Annotated in this window: 21 protein-coding genes; 8 read left to right on the plus strand and 13 right to left on the minus strand. The window is 45.1% G+C overall.

What is annotated here, in order from left to right; translation table 11 throughout:
- Nucleotides 1-179 precede the first annotated feature (179 nt).
- From K1Y79_RS11995 to K1Y79_RS12015, 5 genes are read right to left on the minus strand one after another with little or no spacing between them, the layout of a single operon-like run.
- Entirely contained in the window at nucleotides 180-1,193 is a 1,014-nt protein-coding gene (locus tag K1Y79_RS11995) for a LysM peptidoglycan-binding domain-containing protein (RefSeq protein ID WP_220250256.1), read from the minus strand.
- A 47-nt stretch (nucleotides 1,194-1,240) separates the two neighbouring features.
- Nucleotides 1,241-2,635 (minus strand): methyltransferase RsmF C-terminal domain-like protein, encoded by a 1,395-nt coding sequence (locus tag K1Y79_RS12000; protein ID WP_220250257.1) that lies wholly within the window; start codon nucleotides 2,633-2,635, stop codon nucleotides 1,241-1,243.
- Nucleotides 2,636-2,692: 57 nt separating this feature from the next.
- On the minus strand, nucleotides 2,693-4,087 hold the full coding sequence (locus tag K1Y79_RS12005; RefSeq protein ID WP_220250258.1) for an NAD(P)(+) transhydrogenase (Re/Si-specific) subunit beta: 1,395 nt from the start codon (nucleotides 4,085-4,087) through the stop codon (nucleotides 2,693-2,695).
- Between the two features lie 19 nt (nucleotides 4,088-4,106).
- A complete protein-coding gene (locus K1Y79_RS12010; RefSeq protein ID WP_220250259.1) occupies nucleotides 4,107-4,421 on the minus strand; it encodes an NAD(P) transhydrogenase subunit alpha in 315 nt (104 codons plus the stop codon).
- Nucleotides 4,422-4,455: 34 nt separating this feature from the next.
- Complete coding sequence (locus K1Y79_RS12015; protein WP_220250260.1) at nucleotides 4,456-5,586, minus strand: Re/Si-specific NAD(P)(+) transhydrogenase subunit alpha; 1,131 nt, start codon at nucleotides 5,584-5,586, stop codon at nucleotides 4,456-4,458.
- A 184-nt stretch (nucleotides 5,587-5,770) separates the two neighbouring features.
- On the opposite strand from K1Y79_RS12015, the gene K1Y79_RS12020 reads away from it, so the two are divergent.
- The gene (locus tag K1Y79_RS12020; protein WP_220250261.1) at nucleotides 5,771-7,225 is read left to right on the plus strand and encodes a baeRF7 domain-containing protein; all 1,455 of its coding nucleotides are present in this window, start codon (nucleotides 5,771-5,773) and stop codon (nucleotides 7,223-7,225) included.
- A 41-nt stretch (nucleotides 7,226-7,266) separates the two neighbouring features.
- Here K1Y79_RS12020 and K1Y79_RS12025 read toward each other — a convergent pair whose 3' ends face one another.
- The 5 genes from K1Y79_RS12025 to hemH all read right to left on the minus strand — a co-directional run bounded on the left by K1Y79_RS12025 (nucleotide 7,267) and on the right by hemH (nucleotide 12,608).
- Complete coding sequence (locus K1Y79_RS12025) at nucleotides 7,267-8,340, minus strand: hypothetical protein (RefSeq protein WP_220250262.1); 1,074 nt, start codon at nucleotides 8,338-8,340, stop codon at nucleotides 7,267-7,269.
- Nucleotides 8,341-8,537: 197 nt separating this feature from the next.
- The gene (locus tag K1Y79_RS12030; protein ID WP_220250263.1) at nucleotides 8,538-9,317 is read right to left on the minus strand and encodes a DNA-formamidopyrimidine glycosylase family protein; all 780 of its coding nucleotides are present in this window, start codon (nucleotides 9,315-9,317) and stop codon (nucleotides 8,538-8,540) included.
- A gap of 118 nt (nucleotides 9,318-9,435) precedes the next feature.
- Complete coding sequence (locus K1Y79_RS12035; RefSeq protein WP_220250264.1) at nucleotides 9,436-10,185, minus strand: DUF72 domain-containing protein; 750 nt, start codon at nucleotides 10,183-10,185, stop codon at nucleotides 9,436-9,438.
- A gap of 40 nt (nucleotides 10,186-10,225) precedes the next feature.
- Complete coding sequence (gene hemG, locus K1Y79_RS12040) at nucleotides 10,226-11,554, minus strand: protoporphyrinogen oxidase (RefSeq protein ID WP_220250265.1); 1,329 nt, start codon at nucleotides 11,552-11,554, stop codon at nucleotides 10,226-10,228.
- Nucleotides 11,555-11,579: 25 nt separating this feature from the next.
- Entirely contained in the window at nucleotides 11,580-12,608 is a 1,029-nt protein-coding gene (gene hemH, locus K1Y79_RS12045; protein ID WP_220250266.1) for a ferrochelatase, read from the minus strand.
- A gap of 205 nt (nucleotides 12,609-12,813) precedes the next feature.
- Between hemH and hemA the strand changes: the two genes are divergently transcribed.
- The 7 genes from hemA to hemL are packed head-to-tail and all read left to right on the plus strand — an operon-like array spanning nucleotide 12,814 to nucleotide 20,097.
- Entirely contained in the window at nucleotides 12,814-14,106 is a 1,293-nt protein-coding gene (gene hemA / locus K1Y79_RS12050) for a glutamyl-tRNA reductase (RefSeq protein ID WP_220250267.1), read from the plus strand.
- 3 nt (nucleotides 14,107-14,109) lie between these two features.
- Nucleotides 14,110-15,033 (plus strand): hydroxymethylbilane synthase, encoded by a 924-nt coding sequence (gene hemC / locus K1Y79_RS12055; protein ID WP_220250268.1) that lies wholly within the window; start codon nucleotides 14,110-14,112, stop codon nucleotides 15,031-15,033.
- Nucleotides 15,034-15,046: 13 nt separating this feature from the next.
- Nucleotides 15,047-15,823: a uroporphyrinogen-III synthase gene (locus K1Y79_RS12060; protein ID WP_220250269.1), complete on the plus strand. Its 777-nt coding sequence runs from the start codon at nucleotides 15,047-15,049 to the stop codon at nucleotides 15,821-15,823.
- A 5-nt stretch (nucleotides 15,824-15,828) separates the two neighbouring features.
- Complete coding sequence (hemE, locus tag K1Y79_RS12065; protein WP_220250270.1) at nucleotides 15,829-16,854, plus strand: uroporphyrinogen decarboxylase; 1,026 nt, start codon at nucleotides 15,829-15,831, stop codon at nucleotides 16,852-16,854.
- A 12-nt stretch (nucleotides 16,855-16,866) separates the two neighbouring features.
- Nucleotides 16,867-17,778, plus strand: coding sequence for an oxygen-dependent coproporphyrinogen oxidase (hemF, locus tag K1Y79_RS12070; RefSeq protein WP_220250271.1), 912 nt, complete (start codon nucleotides 16,867-16,869; stop codon nucleotides 17,776-17,778).
- Between the two features lie 22 nt (nucleotides 17,779-17,800).
- On the plus strand, nucleotides 17,801-18,766 hold the full coding sequence (gene hemB, locus K1Y79_RS12075) for a porphobilinogen synthase (protein ID WP_220250272.1): 966 nt from the start codon (nucleotides 17,801-17,803) through the stop codon (nucleotides 18,764-18,766).
- 41 nt (nucleotides 18,767-18,807) lie between these two features.
- Complete coding sequence (gene hemL, locus K1Y79_RS12080) at nucleotides 18,808-20,097, plus strand: glutamate-1-semialdehyde 2,1-aminomutase (RefSeq protein WP_220250273.1); 1,290 nt, start codon at nucleotides 18,808-18,810, stop codon at nucleotides 20,095-20,097.
- Nucleotides 20,098-20,166: 69 nt separating this feature from the next.
- Here the strand turns inward: hemL and K1Y79_RS12085 are convergent, their stop codons facing one another.
- The 3 genes from K1Y79_RS12085 to K1Y79_RS12095 form a co-directional block, all read right to left on the minus strand.
- The gene (locus K1Y79_RS12085) at nucleotides 20,167-20,958 is read right to left on the minus strand and encodes a carboxylesterase family protein (RefSeq protein ID WP_220250274.1); all 792 of its coding nucleotides are present in this window, start codon (nucleotides 20,956-20,958) and stop codon (nucleotides 20,167-20,169) included.
- Between the two features lie 539 nt (nucleotides 20,959-21,497).
- Nucleotides 21,498-22,289, minus strand: coding sequence for an O-methyltransferase (locus tag K1Y79_RS12090; protein WP_220250275.1), 792 nt, complete (start codon nucleotides 22,287-22,289; stop codon nucleotides 21,498-21,500).
- A 14-nt stretch (nucleotides 22,290-22,303) separates the two neighbouring features.
- The gene (locus K1Y79_RS12095; RefSeq protein ID WP_220250277.1) at nucleotides 22,304-23,044 is read right to left on the minus strand and encodes a glycosyltransferase family 2 protein; all 741 of its coding nucleotides are present in this window, start codon (nucleotides 23,042-23,044) and stop codon (nucleotides 22,304-22,306) included.
- Nucleotides 23,045-23,070: the final 26 nt, after the last annotated feature.

The raw sequence follows: 23,070 nt of genomic DNA on the forward strand, positions 1-23,070 counted from the left end.
ATGAATGTATATAAGAGAGCGGGGTGCTTCATTAGATGAAGCACCCCGCTCTCTTATATCTTTTCCAACTGATACCTTAGCGCTAAATCTAATCCCGGGGAATCAGCATCTCTACTCCCGAACTCACACGGATAAGGCGTCTAAAGCATATCAGCTGTTAGCATATCTACTATCAACTCTTAGTCTTCGTAATTCAGCTGGCAATAGAACTTAGCCTCATTGGTACCCAGCGCTTCCAGTGCAGAATCACTCAGTTTTATAATCAGGCCTTCATTCTGCTTGATCTGAGGAATAGATTCCAGCACCTTTGCATAGATAAACTTACCATTCAGTGGGTTTGTCACTTTGATGATAGTGCCTCTTGGCGCAGAATTGTGGAGTGCATAATACTTACCTGGGCTGGCGTTGCTTTTAAACCATCCGCCAGGACCTTTTTCCGCTGTTACATTCTTGCCATTGGTGGTCTGCTGGTTGTACAGTTGTTCAAAAGAAGCGCCTGCGGCTGGTGTCGCTTTTGGACCGCCTGTGTTAGTCTCAGGCGCTTTAACTGGTTCTGGTGGGGCCTGCTGGTCAGGTTTGTTAACAGGAGTAGCAGGATTATTAGCCGGAGGTGTTGTTACTACCGGAGCAGTCGGCGCTGGTGTAGATGGCGCTGGCGTTGCTACTGGTGATGTTGTTACTGGCGGCTGTGTAGCAGGAGCCGGTGCCGGTGAAGGATTACTGGCTATCGGTGCTGACGCAGGGATTCCACTACCTTTCAGATAACCTACTATAACATAGCTGTCCTTCTGCAAACCGTCTCCCGACATGTTATTCCAGCGGCGGATATTATCCAGCGGTACTTTATTATGGTTGACGCTGAGGCGGTAGAGCGTTTCTTTCTCCTCTACCCTATGATAAACCGGCGTTCCGCCAGCATCTGATTTCTGAGAGAAGTTTGTATTACTCAACGGAATCTTAATAGACTGTCCGAGTTGCAAACCCTGTTCAAACGAAATATTGTTCCCGCTTGCTATTTCTTTCGGAGACAAACTGTAAGACCTGCCCAGACTGTAAAGGGTCTCCCCTTTCTTAACAGTGTGCAATACATACAGATCGGGTGTGGTACCTTGTACCTGTACCCTATCCTGTGCCTGTACGCCACCGGCAACACATAATACAAGTCCTGCAATTGTCATGAACGTTTTTACCATTACTGCGCTGTTTATACCTTTCAGGTAACTAAATTAAAATTTTTTGACTACACTTCTTTCAGAATACGGAGTTCTTTAGGATAGTAATTGTTGATACGGTTTGGTAAGATCTTCGCCCATCCGAGCGACATCCCTTCATACATCATCAAAGCCCAGCCTTTTACATCTGTAGTTACCTCAGGGTCTTCTTTTCTCAGATAACGTAAAGACTGCTCGCGGGTCAACGTCACTTGCGGTACTGTATCCCTGATCATATTGCTCATTGCCAGCTGATGATCGGGAATCAGTTCTTTTGCCGCCAGCTGACCTGCTTTAAGGCCAGCTTTCCGCAAATATAAGTGCTGTTGTAGTAAAGATACAACCGACGCCATATTTTCCGGAAATATTAATACATCCCCCTGATGATCCATCAGGAAAAGGTTGTCTGTATTTTTCAACCATTGTGCAACTTTCTCATGATCTTTCTTTGATACAGGTGTGACAACGTCCCTTTGTTTCTTAGCGGAATATATATCACCGGAAGTTTTCCTGAAACAGGTAATGAAGAAGCCTTCGCCTTTTACTTTATCAGGATAGAAGCGATAACCTTCTGCCTGTTGTGGTCCGACTGTTGTTTTGACAATATGCCAGTCTTCACTCAAAGGTATAGCGATATTCTGCACTGAAAAGTTTTCCTGTATCCATTCCATGATCTGTTCATCTTCTTCCCGTGAGTACGAACATGTTGCATAGATCAGTATTCCATCTTCCTTCAACGTACTCCATGCGTCTGCAAGTATGCGCTGCTGACGCTGACTACACAATATGACATTCTCAGGAGACCATTCATTTACCGCATCCGGCTCTCGTCTGAAAAGTCCTGATCCTGAGCAAGGTGCATCCACGACCATGACATCAAAGAAACAAGGAAGTCTGCTGAAGTCCCGTGGATCATTGTTAGTCACCACAACATTTGCAGCGCCCCATTTGCTGATATTATCCCCCAGCAGGGCTGCCCTGCTTTTTATCACCTCGTTAGACACCAGGACGCTGTCTGTGCTGATCAGCGACTGGAGTAGCGTAGACTTTCCTCCGGGTGCAGCGCACAGGTCCAGCACCTTTAGTGGCGAGTTCAAATCACACACATGCCGCATTACCTGTTCCACAAACATAGAGGAGGCTTCCTGTACATAGTAGGCCCCTGCATGAAAGAAAGGATCAAAAGTGAATGAAGGTCTTGCTGGCAGATAGTATCCAAACTGTGACCATGGCACCCGGCTGGCCGGTACTTCTGTCAATGTCTGCAGCACCTTTTGTACTGCCTGGTCATCCTGTAATTTGTTCGGATTTATCCTGAGAGAAGTGATTTTTTCGCCTGCCTCATGTATACGCAAAAAGGCTGCCAAATCCATGCCTGGCAGTCCTGATAGTGTGTCCGTAAATTTTTTTGGTAAGAAATCCAACCCGTTATTTTTTCGGCAAAATACTGAAAAAACAGGGCATAGTAGTCAGTGGCTCCTTTACAGGCTGTTGACTATCTCTGCTACAAGCTGTTGCAGCACTTGTTTGGCATCTCCAAACAACATAGATGTTTTGGGCTGGAAGAAAAGGTCATTTTCAATGCCGGCATAACCGGGCTTCATACTCCGTTTGTTGACTATCACGCTTCTTGCATTTTCCACTTCCAGTATGGGCATGCCATATATCGGACTGGAAGGGTCACTTTTAGCTGCGGGATTTACCACGTCATTTGCCCCTAGTATCAGTACTACGTCAGTAGTGGTGAATTGTCCGTTGGCCTGCTCCATTTCGAGTAATTTGTCATAGGGTACATCTGCTTCTGCCAGCAGCACGTTCATATGCCCGGGCATACGGCCCGCCACCGGGTGAATAGCATACTTTACCTCCACGCCACGTGCTTCCAGCAAGGTCTCCAGTTCATGACAGGCATGTTGTGCCTGCGCTACCGCCAAACCATAGCCTGGTACAATTATAACCTTATTTGCATATCCCATGACAACAGCGGTATCAGACAATCCAATTTCTTTATAAGCGCCTTGCTCCTTACTGGCACTACCTGGTTTTGCACCTCCAAATGCGCCTATTAACACATTTTTCAATGAGCGGTTCATGGCTTTGCACATCAGGATAGTGAGAATGGTGCCTGCAGATCCTACCAGAATACCACCCGTGAGCATAACAGGATTATTGTACAGGAAGCCTCCGCAGGCTGCTGCTACACCTGTAAATGAGTTCAAAAGAGAAATCACTACCGGCATATCAGCGCCGCCTATAGGCAATACGAAGATAATACCATATACCAGTGATAAAGCGAGTACAGCTGCGAAGAGTATAACCGTTGAAGATGGCAGCAGTATTGTTACATAAGCAGCCAGCAAGACTATCACTGCCAGCACTGACATATTGAGTATATGCTGGCCCTGAAACGATACATCGCGGATGCGTCCATTCAGTTTGCCCCAGGCAATTACCGATCCTGCAAATGATACTGCTCCGATGACCATTCCTGCGAATATGATTCCGAGTTGCATGCGGCTCCCTGTTGTATCCGCCAGGGTGTCTGACATATGCTCAAATTCCACTACTGATATCAGCGCTGCGCAGGCCCCTCCCATCCCATTAAACAGACTTACCATTTCAGGCATTGCTGTCATCTTCACCGTTCTGGCAGAGATGAAACCGATTACAGATCCTATGAGCAGCCCCGCTATGATCCAGCCGTAGTTATGCAATCCCTGCCCGTGATGTCTGTACAGGAAAATAGTACCCAATATGGCAAGCGCCATTCCGCCCGCGGCAATTGCATTACCTTTCCGCGCAGTAGCCGGGTTGCCCAGCATCTTTAGTCCGATAATAAACGTAACAGAGCCTATCAGATAGATCAGTGATAACATAGTAAAACAATTAGATCAACTATTTACTCTTTTTCGACTTAAACATTTCCAGCATTCTGTCTGTCACTACAAAGCCTCCGACTACGTTCACCGTACCAAGTATCACTGCAAGAAATCCCAGGATGAGCGCCAGGTAATTTTCCTCGCTGGCCTGTCCCATAACAATAATTGCCCCGATGATCACTACGCCATGTATAGCATTAGCGCCGCTCATGAGTGGGGTATGCAATACTGATGGTACACGGGATATTACTTCTACACCAAGGAAAATGGATAGAATAACGATATAGGTCAACTCAAGATGTTGCTCCAGGAAAGAAAAAACAGGTGTCATTATCGGAGAGTTATTTGGTTCAGAGAATTACCGGTTATGGTTTTACACTTTCTGCCTGCTTAAGCCGTTCATTGGTGATAGTGCCACTATGAGTGATACATGCTCCCTGCACAATATCATCTGAAAAGTTAAGCACCAGATCTCCTTCTTTGATCAGTAGCTGCAAAAAGTTATAGACATTCTTTGCATACAGTTTACTGGCATCTGCCGGCATGGACGATGGCAGATTGGAATCACCGATGATGGTAACGCCGTTATGTACAACCGTATCATTGTTTTCAGTACGTGTTGTATTTCCACCTGTAGCTGCTGCCAGATCTACTATTACGGAACCTGCCTTCATTTTTTCAAGCATGTCTGTTGTAATCAACACAGGAGCCTTACGCCCGGGTATCTGTGCGGTGGTGATAACAATATCTGCTTTGGCAATGCTCTCAGCAATTTTTGCCTGTTGTTTTTCTTTATAATTGGCACTCTGCTCTACTGCATAACCACCTGCTGCTGATGCATCTGCTGCGCCTTCCACTTCAATAAATCTTGCACCAAGACTCATTACCTCTTCCCTGACGGCTGGTCTGGTATCGAATACCTCTACCACTGCTCCGAGGCGTCTTGCTGTCGCTACGGCTTGTAATCCGGCTACCCCGGCTCCAAGTATCAGCACCTTTGCCGGCGCAATACTACCTGCCGCCGTCATGAACATAGGCAGGTAACGACTGTACTTCCAGGCTGCCAGCAATACTGCTTTATACCCTGATATATTTGCCTGAGAACTTAGTACATCCATACTCTGTGCTCTCGTAGTGCGGGGTATACTATCAAGACTGAAAGTAGTAAGCTGCCTGTCAGCCCATTGCTGCATAAGCACCGCATTATATAACGGCTGATAAACACCTGCTACGACCTTCCCAGGGGGGATCATCTGCCAGGCTGCCTGTTCGGGAATCTGTATGCTGAGGATAATATCTGCCTGTTGCAGAATTTCATGTGCAGACTTAACAGCGGCACCTGCCTGTATATAGGAATCGTCGGGGTAATATGCCCGGGCTCCGGCATCCGGCTCTATCCAAACCGTCACACCCTGTTTTACTAACTGCTTAACAATCTCCGGCACTAAAGAAACCCTGTTTTCTCCAAGCTGTTCTTTGAGGACGCCTGCAATCATCTAGTGGAATTTATAATCTGAATTTACGGTAGTTTTTCTAAATATAGTGTATCACAACAAGTTGAACAAAAAACTCTCCGGCTCAGCAGCAATGGCTTGGCAGGATATTGGTACAACCAAATCAGGCAAACAGCCCGGAATCAGGCTGAGCTTGTTTTCTAAGTTAATTTTAAACTGATATATTATGCCAAAAGATCAAAACGGGAAATTTACACCGATTAAGGGAAAACCCTCCGGCAATGGGAAGGAAGGTCTGGGTTTGAGGCAATCTATCACTCCTGAGGAGCTGGAAACAGACCTTGAAATGACAGAAAAATACACAATGGGTCCTGATGAATTACAGCCTGCTGTACACATGCGTCATCCCAACAGAGACACGGCCAAAAAAGCTACACAGCAACAGAACGTGAGAGAAGCGCCTGCTGACAAAGCTATAGAAGAAACGTTTGATCAGCCCCAGCATAACATTACTGCCACCGAAATACAAGGCAGGATCAACAAAGAAATATTCGCTGATCTGGCAGCAGACAGAGGAGACATTTGCGTCACCATTTACATGCCTGCTCACGCTTCCGGCCATGCTGTCAACGAACAACAAGACCTTATTCTGTTCAAAAATATGCTTCAGCAAACCCAGAAACTACTGGAAGAAAAGTCTATTCCACAGCCACAGATTCAACTGATGCTGGAACCAGGCTATCAATTGCTGATGGATGAAATGTTCTGGAAAAATCAACAGGAAGGACTTGCGTGCTTTATCAAAGAAGATTCATTCCGTTATCTGAAACTGCCTGTATCTATGCAGCAGCAAATCTACTGTAATCATTCATTTATGATGACGCCGCTGCTGCCAATGCTCAATAGTACTGAACAATTCTATCTGCTGACTTTCAGCAAACACAACGCGAAATTGTTCCTGGCAGATGCCTACGGCATGAAGGAAATACGTGTGGAAGGGATGCCAAATGGTATGGACGATGTGATACATTTTGAAGAAAAAGGCAATCAGCAACTGTTCCGTACAGGTAGCTCTGGCGGTGGCCAGGGAGCGAACTATCATGGTATGAACTCCAATCCGGACCATAAAACAGATATCGCAAACTATCTGGAAGAAGTGGACAGAACAATATGGAAAGAAGTGCTGCATGACAAGCATATTCCATTAATGATGGCTGCTGTTGATTATCTCCAACCTATTTTCAGAAAAGTGACCCGCTATCAGCATATCGCTGAAGAAGCGCTTACTGGAAATTTTGAACACGAGAAAACAGCTAATATCTACAAACAGGCCCGAGAGAAAATGCAGCCTTTCTTTGAGAAAAAAAGAGAGCAGGCATTAGAGAAATACTATAATGGTTCAGCCGGCGCACTTACAGCATCTATTCCAGATGATGTTATACCCGCCAGCTATTATGGACAGGTAGATTGTTTATTCGTAGCAAAAGATGCACAACTATGGGGTACTTTTGATGAAAAAGAAAACAGGGTGATTATCCATGAAGCCCAGGAACCCCAGGACGAATGCCTGCTAAATAACGCCATCACCCAGACAATTCTCCACAATGGCGATGTGTTCATTCTGGAGAAGGACAAAATGCCAGCAGAGAGTAGTATAGCCGCCTCGTTGCGCTATGCATAAAATAAGAAACTGACCAGGAGATGTCCTGGTCAGTTTCATTTTCACCCTTCCTGTTCTGCCGCATACTCTTTTACCTTCAATGGATAGGTAACTACAGGGTTTTTATCCAGCTTAACAGATAGTATTACAAACGCCTTATCCTGTAATACCTCCGGCAACGTGTAGCTGAAACTGATACTATCAACGGTTCTCTCCAGGTCACTGATGGCGATATCTTCTATTGCAACATTTATGACGCCTTCGTCCAGCTTTTCCCCAGTTATAGTAACTTGTACCGGAACTCCTGCTTCCAGAGGAGCTGCCTGTACACCTACAATTACCGGATTTTCATTAGTCAGTTGGTCTGGTCGCTCCTCCTGCGGACTGGTCCTGAACAATACATCAAACACTTCTTTCAGCTTCAACGTAGCTCTGTCTGTAAACAGACCCGATAACATGGATATCGTCATTAAACCGTAGATATTAATGTTAGAACTATCGTCGCTCATGTTCAGAAATCCACCTCTGAAAACAAAATAGATAGCAATAGCAAGTGCGGCTGCCGTAAAGGGCTTTACACAATACCACATTATCCAGCTTTTCCTGAATTTTCCTGCCCCTATAAATGTGGTAAATGAGGTAGCAATGTGGATCATATTACCCAGGAAACCCGCCACACCTACAAGTATCAGCAATAGGGTATTAATGTGTATCAATTTTTCATTCCCTGTTCTATACAATACTGTTTTACCCTGTACCTGCGCTGGAGAAAATATCTCTTCACGGCCGCTCAAAGGCACTGTCCCGACATTTGTATCTGTCTGCATTATTGCAGTATCAGTGCCGGTAGTATCCGCAATGACAACGGGCGCTGCCGATCTAACCTGAGAAGTATCAATAATAGCATCAATCAGGCGTACATTAAACCATTGATTAGTGTAAAGTGCTGTTGTATTTTCTTTCGGACCAGGTATTCTGTCAGGCCAGTGAGCAATCATATAGATAGCGCTGCACAGCGTGAAAAATATGATAAGGATGCCTGCCAGCCATTTACCGGCGGGTGTTATCTCGTTGCCATCATAATCCTTATAAGGAGGTTTCGCAGATAGCGGGCTGGCATTTTGGATCTTAGCCATAACAAAACAAATTAAATAATGAGGAATAGTCTTTCCGACATGGCAGTATATGTCTTTATATGCTCAATTTGTAAAAGGATCTCAACATGACAAACACAGGTAGCGGGTCGGGGTATAACAAATTTCATTACTAATATACTAAAAAACAAGCAGAATAAAAAGTACGTAATACAGCCTTTTTTTACTCCGCACTACTATTATTCAAACAACTCCTGTTCAGCTGTGTAGTAGGTTTTACGACCGTTTAATGCCTGCTGTTCGATAGTAGCGCCTGTAGGACTAAGTGTTTGTTTTGGAGAATGTATTTTCAGGAAATCACGTACCTCTCCTGCGATAATATCGGGGTGTGCTTTACGGATATTTTTCTCAGCATCCTTTAAGACTTTATGAATTGCCTTATGCAATGCTTTTACTTTTGCGGCAGGAATTTTATTGCTGACCGAAAAGGGCGAAATACCGGCTACCCACAATATCTCGTCTGCATATGCATTGCCTATACCTCTGATAATATGCTGATCCAGCAACAGCTTTTTAATGATCGTTTTCTTCTTCGCCAGTGTTTCTTTCAGGAAGTCTGCCGTCATTTCATCAGACAATGCATCCGGTACGCCCGTTTCCTCCGGATTCAGTGAAGCTACTGCCATCCCCTGATAATCAGTTAGCGCCAGACCGCTGTTATCATCAAATAGCAGTTCCAGAATAGTGTGCTTATTCGGATTTTCAGCCTCATAGTAAAACAACTTACCATGCAGCATCAGGTGCATGCCTAATATCACATCGTCTTTGAAACGGAAGCGCAACTCTTTTCCCTCGCGGTACACTTCCTTCAGCTTATTTCCTTCCAGCGCTTTCTTAAAAGCAGCTGCACTCTGTTTAGCTTTCTTAGCATTTTTTAACTGCACCTGTGTGACCTTTTTACCTGATAGTTGCTTATCAAGATTATGGCTGAATACCTGCAAATCTGGTAACTCGGGCATATGTATGTTATTTAGGTGATAAGTGCTGAAATATAGTCCGGATGATGGCGACATTATCTATCATGACAAGTCTGGCAACAGACATTGTTTCTCCAAGATAATGATTTTTCACCGGATGTCAGATGGATGTCTCTGCAGTGTACTCAATAAGTGTCCGTGCATTTTCAAATGCATATCCATGTATGTCATTGTTAAAGAATACCCACACAGTATGCCCTTCGTCCCGCCATGCTATCATCTTCCGGGCGTACTTTTTCAATACTGTATTATCATACGATTTTGCATAAGATCCATCAGGCCCATGGAAACGCACATATATATGTTTTGCGGTAACAAATTCACCGTATGGCCAGCGATCACCAGCGTCTGCGATGACAAATGCTATTTTGTACCGCTTCAGTAAAGCGATGGCCTCATCTTCCATCCAGCTGGTATGCCGGGGTTCCAGCGCAAAGGAGTGTCCTTTGTATTGTGTAAGTACTTTAAAGAAATGCGCTGCTTTCTCCTTGTTAAATGGCAGCCGTTCCGGCAGTTGGATCAGTATAGGTCCAAGGTGTTTATGTACCGGATCAAAAATATCAAAGAATCTGGGTAGGGTAAGCTCGGGGTCATTCAGCTTCTTGGTGTGAGTAACGAAACGGCTGATCTTGGGACAAAATCTAAACCTGGAATTAACGGTATGAGCCCATTTTTCCACCGTTGCCAGTGTAGGCAAACGATAAAAGCTCATGTTGATCTCCGAAACATGGAAATGATCAGCGTAGTATGACAAGTAATCTGCAGGTTTCACTGCTGGCGGGTAGAATATCTCCCGCCAGTGTTTATAACTCCATCCAGACGTCCCGATATGTATCTTCCCTTTTGCCATATTCGTAAGCAAAGGGAAAAACATGCCAACACCAGAAGACTCAGCTATACTGCTTTGCCGCTTGTATAATGGCGGGAACTGCTACGCCGGTTACATAATTACCAGCCAGCCTGATACCAGGATACCGCTGTTCAAAAAGATGAATTTGCTGTCTCATCTGTGCATAACCCACATTTAATTGTGGAATAGCCTTGCTCCATTCACTAAAGCGCTGCATTTCCGGTGGTGTGGTCAGTCCGAGCAATTCCATCAGTTCTTTTACCACAGTCTGCTGTAGCTTTTCAGGTCCCAGCTGATCAAACAGTTGTTCCTGTCTTGCCCCGCCGATAAATACGGTAAACAATGTCTTTCCTTCAGGCACGCGGGACGGGAATATTGCGGCGTTACAGATGGCACCCAGGAAGTGCTTACCTGCTGCATGTGGGACCAGAAAACCAAATCCTTCCGGAGATTTAGCTACTGCTTCTTTACCAAATCCCAGATGCAATACGCCCATCCGGGGATATGGTATTTCACTCAGGTAAGTGGAAAGCGCTGGATCTAATCCTTGTATGGCTGCCGCGGTACTATATGCTGGTGTTGTAAAGATTACTTTGCCGGCATTTAGCATACCTGTATTGCCGTTTTCTGAATACTGCACGATGTAATCGTCTGCTCCACGGGTAACGCCTGTTACGATACAGTTGTAACGGATCTTACCGGTAAGCAGCGACAATAACCTGTCACTTAAAGTAACATTTCCTCCTTTAAACGCAATGATCTTCCGACCACCCATAGCGCTCTTGTTCTTCAGTAGCCCCTGGGTGATGCTTCCGTATTCTTTCTCCCATTTCGGTAACATAGGTAACACTTCTGCTACTGACATCAGATCCGGATTGCCGGCATAGATGCCTGACAGTACTGGTTCAAAAAGATACTCGTTAATTTCTTTACCAAAACGTCTGACGACAAAGGAGGAGACAGATTCTTCCCCTTGCGGGATAGCAGGTTTCCGGAATCTTTCCGTAAACAACCGCCACTTGGCCCTGCCGCTGATATAGGATGATTGCAGTATTTTAAGCGGATGTGGAGAAACTGCATGCAGTTTATTATACCGTACAAGGAACCTGTTTTTGCTGGCAGCATTTGCTTCCAGCACCTGGTCCTGTAACCCCAGCTGATGAATGTAGGCCATGAACTCGGGGGATGCAGCCAGAGAATTAGGGCCGGCATCCAGTTCATAACCATCAATATGTAATGACTTTATTACACCTCCCGCACGGGAAGATGCCTCCATAATTTCATAGGGTATACCCTTCTGCTGTAATTCGTAGGCAATACTAAGTCCGGCAATACCGGCGCCGGCAATGATAACGGGTCTTGTTTGCATGATCGCGGATATTGGTAATAACAGGTCAGGACAGTGCTGTCATCCATTTTACCACTGCCTGCACCCATAGGGGATGTACATTCATACATGGTATCATGGTAAAACTGTCTCCGCCACTATTGATAAAGGTATGTTTACCTTCTACTGCTATTTCCTCCAGCGTTTCAAGACAGTCAGACACAAATGCCGGACAAGCCACCAGCAAACGCTTCACTCCTTTCTTCGGCAGTTCTTCAAAAGTAGCTGCCGTATATGGCTTCAGCCATTCTTCCCTTCCCAGACGGGATTGGAAAGACACACTCCACTTCTCTCTTGGTATTTTCAGTTTCTCTGCTACCAATTCGGAGGTGATATGCACCTGGTGACGGTAACAGAACTCGTGCGCAGGCGACCCTACATGGCAGCAATCTTCCACCTGCAGGCAGTGTTTTCCTGTAATATCACCTTTTCGTATGTGCCTCTCTGGTACGCCATGATAGCTGAATAACAGATGGTCGTACTCCTGTTCAACATATGGGCGCATACTTTCTGCCAACGCGTTAATATAATCCGGTTCGTCGTAATATGGGGCGATTATATTTAGTTTGAAGGGATATCCTTTCTTTTTATGTACCGACTTCGCATGTTCTACGGCTGTCTCATAAGAAGACATGGCATAATGCGGATACAGTGGTAACAATATCACTTCTTTAATATCAGGATTCTGTTTCAGCAGTTTGTCAAAAGCATCTTCCTGTGAAGGATTACCGTAACGCATGGAAATTTCCACAGGCATCTGCAGATCATGCTGTACGGCATTCTGTAATTGTTTTGTCAGCACTATGAGTGGTGAGCCCTCTTCCCACCAGATAGACCGGTAGGCTTCTGCCGATTTTGGCGCACGCCGTGGCACAATAATGCCTTTAATCAGCATCAGACGGAACAGGTAGGGATAATCTATCACCCGCTTGTCCATCAGAAACTCATTTAGATAACGCTTAACATCAGGTACTGCCGTAGAATCCGGCGAACCCAGGTTCATCAGAATAATTCCTTTATCAGATTTTGCTTCCATCCTTATACTTAAAATTGTTGCAAATGTAACTGCTAATCGGGCCTGCAAATGTCATACAATTGTTGAAATAAAAGAATTATTCCCTATAACATCATAGATAATGTCGATCAGCATGTAAACTGATAAAAATCATTTTTATCCATGTCATATTACCAGGAGGAGAAATGACACACTAATGACAGCATAATGCCCTTTCTTGCACTCTATGCCAGTATTTTTGCACCCGGAAGCTTATAAGAATAAAATGCAGGGTAGTCATTCAAAAGATATAGCCCATTTTCATATCGTTGGTATCAACTATAAGAAAACAGATGCTGCTATAAGAGGATCGTTCGCTATTAATCAGGTACAATATCAGCACTTACTCGATAGTGCGAAGTCCCAATACCTGGACGATATTTTTGTACTCTCAACATGCAACAGAACTGAGATTTATGGTTTTGCTGATGATCCACAACACCTGATGGAGCTGGTATGCAATGAAACCGATGGTGATTGCAACCTTTTCAGTCAGCTGTCGTATGTCAAATCGGGAGAAGATGCCATTAAACATCTTTACCAGGTAGGCACAGGACTGGATTCACAGATCCTGGGAGACTATGAGATCATCGGGCAGATACGTACCGCTACGAAATTTTCCAAATCAAATGGATGCTTCGGCGGTTTCCAGGAACGACTGGTAAACAGCGTATTACAGGTATCCAAACTCATCAAAAATGAAACAGGGCTTAGCGCTGGTACCGTATCTGTGGCATTTGCCGCTGTACGTCTGCTGGAACATAAAGTGCCTGATATTCATCATAAGAAGATATTACTGGTAGGTGTAGGCAAGATTGGCCGTAACACCTGCAAAAACCTGATGGATTACCTCGGTGTGACCAACGTCACATTGGTAAACCGTACTACCGCAACCGCGCAGGAATTTGCCAGCCAGCACGGATTGCGGTATGCACCGTATGAGGATCTGGCAGCAGAATTACAGGCTGCTGATATCATTCTCGTAGCCTCTAATGCGCCGGAACCTAATGTACTGGCAGAACATTTTACGGGCTCTTCTCCTAAACTGGTGATTGATCTGTCTATCCCCTTCAACGTTGCGCCGGAAGTAAAAGACCTGCAACATATTGAATTAGTCAATGTGGATGAACTGTCTAAAATTCAGGATGAAACACTCCAGATGCGACTGCAGGAGGTTCCCAAAGCATTGTCCATCATCGAGGAGCATATGAATGAGTTCCTCTACTGGTACAAGATGCGCAAACATGCAGTAGTGCTGAAGGCTGTGAAAGATAAGCTGACAGAAATACATACTAAAGAAATACAGCAACAGAAGAACGGCAACCAGTACAATATTGAAGATATTGAAGCAGTATCTTCCCGTATCATCCAGAAGATGATCAACCTGATGGCTGGCAAAGTACGCCGCGAAACAGATAAAAGTGACCAATATATCGCCATGATCAATGATATCTTTGAGACAGGCGTTAACCAGGAATAATTCATGAACAGAGAAATAAAGATAGGTACAAGAGAAAGTCAGCTTGCACTGTGGCAGGCTAATAAGGTAAAAGACCTGCTGGAAGCACAGGGTTACAGCACGACACTGGTACCTATCAAAAGCGAGGGAGATATCGACCTCGTTACTCCACTTTACGAAATAGGGGTACAAGGCATCTTTACCAAAAGCCTTGATATTGCCCTCCTCAATGGCCGTATTGACATCGCCGTTCACTCTCTCAAAGATGTTCCTACGCAATTACCTAAAAATATTATACAGGCAGCTGTCCTGGAAAGAGGTCCCGTGAAAGACCTGCTGGTATACCGTCAGGATACTACTTTCCTTGATCAGCCGGAATATATAGCGAATATCGCAACCAGCAGTGTAAGGCGTAAAGCTCAATGGCTGCGTAAATATCCTAAGCACCAACTGCACAACCTGCGCGGCAACGTAAATACCCGCCTGCAGAAACTTGCAGCAGAGAACTGGGATGGGGCGATCTTTGCCGCAGCAGGACTGGAAAGGATCAATGTACGTCCTTCCACTTCTATAGAACTGGACTGGATGCTGCCCGCTCCCGCACAAGGCGCAGTAGTAGCTGTATGCAGGGAAGATGATGATTTCTGCAGACAGGCATGTGCACCGTTCAATGACCTGGCTACTTCCCTCTGCACAAGAATAGAGCGTGATTTCCTGCGTACCCTTATGGGTGGCTGTACAACACCAATCAGCGCTTACGCAACTATCAGCAACGAAACAATACATTTTAGCGGAGAACTTTGTAGCCTCGATGGGCAGCAATTATTCACCATTACAGAACAAGCGCCACTTCAGGATGCTGGTCTTCTTGGTAAGATAGCCGCAGAAAAAATACTGGCACAGGGCGGCGATAAAATCGTCGCACAAATTAGGAATGCATTTAACTAAGAGATACCACATATTGAGCACCAAAACAGTCAGTCAGGAACTGATCAGTTTTGCGGCGTCTCATAATGTAGATATCGACGCACAACCATTTATCAGCATTACGCCGCTGGTAACAGATGCACTTAAACTACGTGTACACCAGCTGCTCAGACAAATGGCTACTGTCGTCTTCACCAGTGCCAATGCGGTCAGTGCCATACAGGATCACTATCTGTCAGCAGATGGAAAATACTATTACGGCGACTGGCTGTCCTTCCCTCCGGATACACCGGCAGAACAGATAGAGGCCTTCCGGCAGGGCGGCTTTTATACGCCCGGATGGAAAGTATATTGCCTGGAAGGAGCAACGCTCAAGGCTGTCAGCACATCAGGCATCCGGCATGACATTATAGCAACAGCTAATGATGCTACTGCCCTGGCCCGTCAAATCGTCCTGCATGAAGAAACAGGCCATGTCGCATTCTTCTGCGGAGACAGACGCCGCGATGACCTACCTGCTATACTGGCAGCGCACGGTATTATGCTGGACGAAATCATCATTTACAGTACTACCGAAACTCCTGTTAGCACTGAGAAACAATATGATGGTGTATTCTTCCTCAGCCCGAGTGCCGTACAGAGCTTCTTTTCTGTCAACAGCCTGCCACCACATACTATATGCTTTTCCATAGGACATACTACGGCAAAAGCATTGGAAGCATATACCAGCAATAAAATAATTATCAGCACCAGTCAGCGTATAGATGATATGGTGCAGACTGCTATAAACTATTTTAACAACATCAACTGATACGAATGAGCGCCTTAAAGAACGACCTTTTACTGAGAGCTTTACGCGGAGAAACAACAGAACGTGTACCTGTATGGATGATGCGCCAGGCCGGACGCTACCTGCCTGATTACATCAAACTGCGGGAGAAATATTCTTTCTTTGAACGCTGCATGAATCCTGAACTGGCTACTGAAATCACTGTGATGCCGGTACACCAGGTAGGCGTAGATGCTGCCATCATCTTCTCTGATATTCTCGTAGTACCACAGGCCATGGGGATGGAAGTACAGCTTATTGAAAAAATAGGCCCTGTATTACCCGATCCGGTAAAAAGCGCTGCAGATTTAAAGAAACTCTGCGTACCTGATGTAAAAGACACGCTCAATTATGTATTTGAAGCGCTGGCTTTAACCAAGAAAACACTTGCCGGCGCTGTGCCGCTGATCGGATTTGCAGGTGCACCATGGACCCTACTCTGCTACATGGTACAGGGTAAAGGATCCAAAACTTTTGATGCTGCCAAAGCATTCTGCTATCAGCAACCGGAAGTAGCCCACCAGCTGCTTCAGATGATCACTGATACCACTATCGCTTATCTGAAAGAACAGGTAAAAGCAGGCGCTGACTGCATCCAGCTGTTCGATTCATGGGGCGGACTGCTTAGTCCCCAGGATTTTGAAAACTTCTCACTTCAGTATATGCGTCAGATCGTGGCTGCATTGAAAGATGTATGCCCCGTAACAGTATTCGCCAAAGGTGCCTGGTTTGCACTGGAAGAGATGGCTGCCACCGGTGCCAACTGCCTGGGTGTTGACTGGTGTATACAGCCTGCACGCGCCAGACAATTTGCCGGCGATAACATCACCCTGCAGGGTAATTTTGATCCTGCAAAACTACTGGCACCAATTCCTGAGATAAAGAAAGCAGTAAAAGAAATGCTGGGCGGGTTTGGTAAACACCGCTACATTGCTAACCTGGGACATGGTATTCTGCCAAATGTTCCGGTTGACCATGCCAGAGCATTTATTGATACTGTAAAAGAATTTTAAAGGAAATCAGTGATGAACATTAAAGACAACTTTATTTCCCTCATCCATCGCCTGCAGGATGAAATCTGCACAGCGCTGGAAAATATAGATGGTAAAGCTACTTTCCGTGAAGATCGCTGGGAACGTCCCGGTGGCGGTGGCGGTAAGTCACGCGTAATCGCTGATGGTAACGTTTTTGAAAAAGGCGGCGTTAACACATCAGTAGTACACGGAGAACTGCCTGAACTGATGGCTAAACAGTTTGGCGTCGGACAGGCACAGTTCATGGCATGCGGTATCTCATTGGTTATACATCCTGTAAACCCTTTTGTACCTACTGTACACGCCAACTTCCGCTACTTTGAACTGTATGATGAAACAGGTGCGCTGAAAGATTCGTGGTTTGGCGGCGGTGCAGACCTCACGCCCTACTACCTGGATGAGCAGGATGGTATTCATTTCCATCAGACATTCAAAAATGCATGTGATCCGTTCGGAACGTCGCTATACCCTGAGTTCAAAAAACATTGTGACGAATATTTCACCAACAAGCACCGTAATAATGAAGCACGCGGCATCGGTGGTATATTCTACGACTATCAGCGCCCGGGTGAAAAAATGAGTGCAGAACAACTGTTTAACCTGGCTAAGGCAAATGGAGAAGCATTCATACATGCTTACCTGCCAATCGTAGAAAAGACAAAAGATATTTCATACACAGCTGCACATAAAGACTGGCAGGAATACAGGCGCGGACGCTACGTAGAGTTCAACCTGATCCATGACAGGGGCACTTTGTTTGGATTAAAAACAAATGGCCGTACGGAATCTATCCTGATGAGCCTTCCGCCAAGAGCACGATGGGAGTATGACTATCATCCGGCTCCTGGTAGTCCGGAAGCACAACTGGAAGAATACCTCAAACCCAGAGAGTGGGCTGTTTAACACAAAACAAAACACATTTATCATGATACGCAGAAACAGGATATTGAGAACTTCTCCCGCCATCCGTGCGATGGTAGCAGAAACAATACTGACACCGGCTGATTTCATAGCACCGTTGTTTATTGTAGAAGGTACAAATGTGAAAGAAGAGATCAGTTCAATGCCAGGTTACTTCCGCCATTCAGTAGATCTTACTGTGAAGGAAGTGAAGGAACTCTGGAGCATGGGCATCAGAAGCGTGCTGCTCTTCATTAAATGCGAAGATCACCTGAAAGATAATAAAGGTACAGAAGCAGTGAATCCTGATGGATTAATGCAACGTGCTATCAAAGCTATCAAAGACGCTGTTCCTGAAATCGTGATCATGACCGACGTAGCGCTGGATCCTTATTCTTCCTTCGGTCATGATGGTATTGTAGAGAACGGAGAAATTGTGAATGATGCAACAGTGGAAGTGCTCTCCCGCATGAGTCTGAGCCATGCAGAAGCAGGTGCAGACTTTGTAGCGCCAAGTGATAAAATGGACGGCCGTATTCTGTCCATTCGTAATACGCTGGAACAACATAGCTTTCACAAAGTAGGTATTATGGCGTACAGCGCTAAATATGCCTCCTGCCTGTACGGTCCTTTCCGTGATGCACTGGACTCTGCTCCTGGCTTTGGCGATAAAAAGACCTATCAGCTGGATTATGCGAATGCTACACAGGCACTCAAAGAAACACTGATGGATGTGGAAGAAGGCGCTGACATTGTAATGGTAAAACCTGCATTGTATTACCTGGATGTTATCAAGAAGATCAAGGATGAAGTACAGGTGCCGGTAAGCGCTTATCATGTCAGCGGTGAATATGCCATGATCAAAGCAGCAGCAAAAATGGGCTGGCTGAATGAAGAAAAAGCTATTATTGAAGCGCTGACAAGTATTAAACGTGCTGGCGCCGATCTGATCGCCACGTATTTTGCAAAAGATGCGGTGCGGTTATTGTAATCTGATACTCATGCTTTTCAGTTAAAAATATTATCACTACCATGTACACGCAAAGCAAAGCATTATTTGAAAAAGCAAAACAGGTTATTCCCGGTGGAGTAAACTCTCCCGTTCGCGCCTTCAAAGGCGTTGGCGGTTCTCCTATCTTCATGAAAAGCGCTAAAGGCGCTTATATGTATGATGTGGACGGGAAACGCTATATAGATTATATCAATTCCTGGGGGCCAATGATCATGGGGCATGCCTATGAGCCGGTAGTGAAAGCCATCCAGGAATATGCCACTTACTCAACTTCTTTCGGTGCGCCCACTGAGCTGGAAATCAAAATTGCAGAACTGATTATCAGTATGGTGCCGAATATTGAGCAGGTAAGAATGGTGAACTCAGGAACAGAAGCGTGCATGTCAGCACTCAGACTTGCAAGAGGTTATACCGGCCGCAATAAATTTATCAAATTTGAAGGCAACTATCATGGTCATGCCGATTCATTCCTGGTTAGTGCAGGTAGCGGTGTAGCCACACTAGACATACAATCTGTACCTGGTGTTACGCAGACCGTAGCTGACGATACGCTTACCGCTCCTTACAATAATTTACCGGCTGTGGAAAAACTGATAGCAGCTTATCCCGACCAGATTGCTGCCATCATAGTAGAACCGGTTGCTGGTAACATGGGCTGTATCCTGCCACAGGAAGGGTTCCTGCAAGGTTTAAGAGATCTCTGCGACCAACATAATATGCTGCTGATCTTTGATGAAGTAATGACCGGTTTCCGTCTGGCGCGTGGGGGTGCACAAGAACTGTTCGGTATTAAAGCAGATTTGGTTACCTTTGGCAAGATAATTGGCGCAGGTATGCCTGTAGGCGCCTTCGCCGGAAGTAGAGAGATCATGGAACATATAGCCCCTGCAGGGAAAATTTACCAGGCAGGAACATTAAGTGGTAATCCGATTGCCATGATTGCAGGCTATACTTTGTTGCAGACCTTAAATGAAAATCCGGATATTTACCGGCAGCTGGCTGAAAAGGCAGCATACCTTGCCGGAGGGTTACAATCTGTACTGAGTGCAGCAGGGATTGTTCATCAGGTTAACAATCTCGGATCTATGATGAGTGTTCATTTTGCAGAGTATCCTATTATTAATTTTGAAGCTGCTTCAGGCGCCAACAACGAGTTATTCAAACATTTCTTTCATGCAATGCTGGAACGTGGTGTTTATCTGCCTCCTTCTGCTTTTGAAAGCTGGTTCCTTAGCTCAGCCCTGACAATCGAAGATTTAGATGCAACTGTAGAAGCTGCGCGTTCAGCTATACAGGCTATACATAGTTAACAATTCAAATCCTGTGCAGAGTGGAAAAACGCCCCGATCATGTGTCGGGGCGTTTTATACTTACAGCCATTATTTCTTTTTATGAGAAAATAACCAGGGTAACAACTGTGGCTCTGCAAACGCATTATCCCAACTATTGTGTCCTACTCCAGGATACTCAGTATACTTCACATCCGCTTTCAGTTTCTTTAACGCTTCATAATAGTTGCGTGAACCTGCAGGTAATACTACATTGTCAGCTGCACCATGGAAAATCCACATCGGCACCTTACTGAACTTTGCAGCGTTATCCACATTACCTACCCCACAAATAGGAAAAGCTGCCGCCCATGTATCAGGGTAGCGGGCGAGGATGTCAAAAGTTCCAATGGCTCCTAAAGACAATCCACCCAGATATAGCCGTTTGCTATCTGCTTTCCCTGCTTTTACCAGACTATCTGTCAGCATCATTACCAACGCACCCGGCGTAGCCTGTTTGTCAGTAGCATCAGAAAATGAACGGTCTATCGCCTTTCCGGAAGCATCCCGTTTTACAATCATGGTAGACCACATAGAATCAGCAGGACATTGCGGGAATATCACTATCGCCGGAAAACCTTTCCGCACAGAATCCTTCAGAAAAAGTTTGCCGCCATGTACCAGCTGCGCTGCATTATCCGCACCGCGCTCACCGGAACCATGCAGAAACATGATCAACGGATACGCCTTATGCGCATCATATCCTTCGGGCAATAACATGCGGTACCGAAGAGAATCACCATTATGAGAAAATACCTCATAACTAAAAGCACTATAATCCGGAATTGTCTGGGCCATGGCAAACAGGGGGCAAAAAAACAATAAAAGCAACACTCTTTTCATAATTGGAACATTTATGTTGATAAATCAGGATGTAAGCGTTGAAAATAAACATTTCACGATCACAGCTACAATATTAAGGTAATTATCAACTCGATTCCGGACAATGTCCACAGGACGCCAAATCAGGTGCACAGGACGACGGTAAAATACGCAATTAATTAATAATCAAATATTTGTATAAAAATCCTACAGTTGACACCCCGATATAGGCGGCTGATCTTTTTTCTGTAATTTTTTAATCATCCTACGTTGATGCTACGTTTAAAGACGTAGGATCAACGTAGGATGGTAAAGATCAAAACGACAGGTGATCGTCCTGATATAAGTTTACATTTCTCTGAATAAAAAGAAGGACAATTTAACCAATCAGAGATTTGCAAGAAGATGGCGGGCAAACAACAAAAAGAAAAGTCCTGAATCAGGATTAACAATAGTTACTGTCAACCCGATTCAGGACTAAATTGTTGAAACGACCAGCTAAGTGCATTCCGTGATACTGCGGTTCATAACCGGGCATGACGGCGACTCATTCCCGTCGCTTAATACTTTAATACAAAATGCTGTTTAATCTTCATTTCCGGCCTGAAAAATACCAGTCCGATAAAAAACAAATCGATGGTGAATGTGACTCTGGGATGTTCCTGGATAGTATGCCAGGCACTTTCCATGTCAGGCGTCCAGTGAATGTCGTCAAAGATCAGGAGAGAATCATCATGTACCTTCTCCAGGCATTGTTCAAAGTAGGACAATGTTGGAGCAGACCGGTGATTTCCGTCAATATACACATAGTCCAGTCTGGGCACTTCTTTCAGTAACGAAGGCAGGACGGTATCAAAGTTACCGGTGTGCTGCCTGATATTACTGAGGTGCAGCGATTCAAAATTGCGACCTGCACGGGCAGCTATATTCGGACAACCCTCGATAGTATGAATGGTTGCATCGGGCGCTGCCTTTGCCATATAAGAAGTAGACATCCCCATGGAGGTACCTAGTTCAACCAGGTATTCGGGTTGAAAATATTGTATCAGTCGATAGAATAGCTGACCGAATTTCGCCGGTTTAGCTGCATGGCGCGTAATGTCTCTAACTTTACGTTCACGTCCGGCATTCATGAGCGAACCGGCTCCCAGATCAGTTACCTGCAGTGTTTCATTACTGTGTAGCAGTGATTTTCTTAACTGCTCGATTTCCCGGAATACCGGCGGCTTTTTGCTATCGCGTAATACTTTTTCAACTAAATCGAATACAAACGGAGAATGTACATCATGACGATTACCTGCTGACAAACGATAACGCAGGTATTTTTTCGCTAATTCCCACTGAAGGCCCAAAATAAACAGTTTAATCAGTTATATATTTTCGCTTTGATCCACCCCCACTTATGCAGCCGGTGCTGCAAACTAACTCTCAATACGCCTAATCCGTAGATGCTACTGCGTTTAAAGTTAATACTTGAGGCTTCCTCGAAGTATTTGGTGGGGCAAGTTACTTCACCTATTTCATAACCCTTCATAAAAATCTGGGACAACATCTCATTATCAAAGATAAAGTCGTCATTATTCGCCAGATAATCTATGTTTTTCAGTACTTCTCCTGAAAAGGCGCGATAACCGGTATGGTATTCACTCAGTTTTGCACCGATAATCAGGTTCTGGCTCAGGGTAAGGAAGCGGTTAGCCACATATTTGTAAATAGGCATGCCTCCCTTCAGTGCCCCATTGCCAAGGATACGGGAGCCCAGTACAACCGGGTATACGTCATTGGCAATAATACTGCTCATGGCAATGATGAGCTTTGGCGTGTACTGATAATCAGGATGTAGCATGATGACGATATCTGCTCCCAGCTCAAGGGCCTTGTTGTAGCAGGATTTCTGGTTACCTCCGTAACCTTTGTTATTGTCGTGGCGCACTATGTGCTTGATTCCCAGCTGCTTTCCGACAGCTACAGTCTCATCCTTACTGGCGTCATCGACCAATACGACGTCATCAACAATGTCAAACGGAATTTCATTGTAGGTTTTCTCTAGTGTCAAAGCTGCGTTGTAGGCTGGCAATACGACCACTATCTTCTTATTATTCAACATGAAAGTGGGTAGATTTGAGGTCAAAG

Origin of the sequence: Chitinophaga rhizophila, from assembly GCF_019492185.1 — a bacterium.
GTDB classification, from domain to species: Bacteria; Bacteroidota; Bacteroidia; order Chitinophagales; family Chitinophagaceae; genus Chitinophaga; species Chitinophaga rhizophila.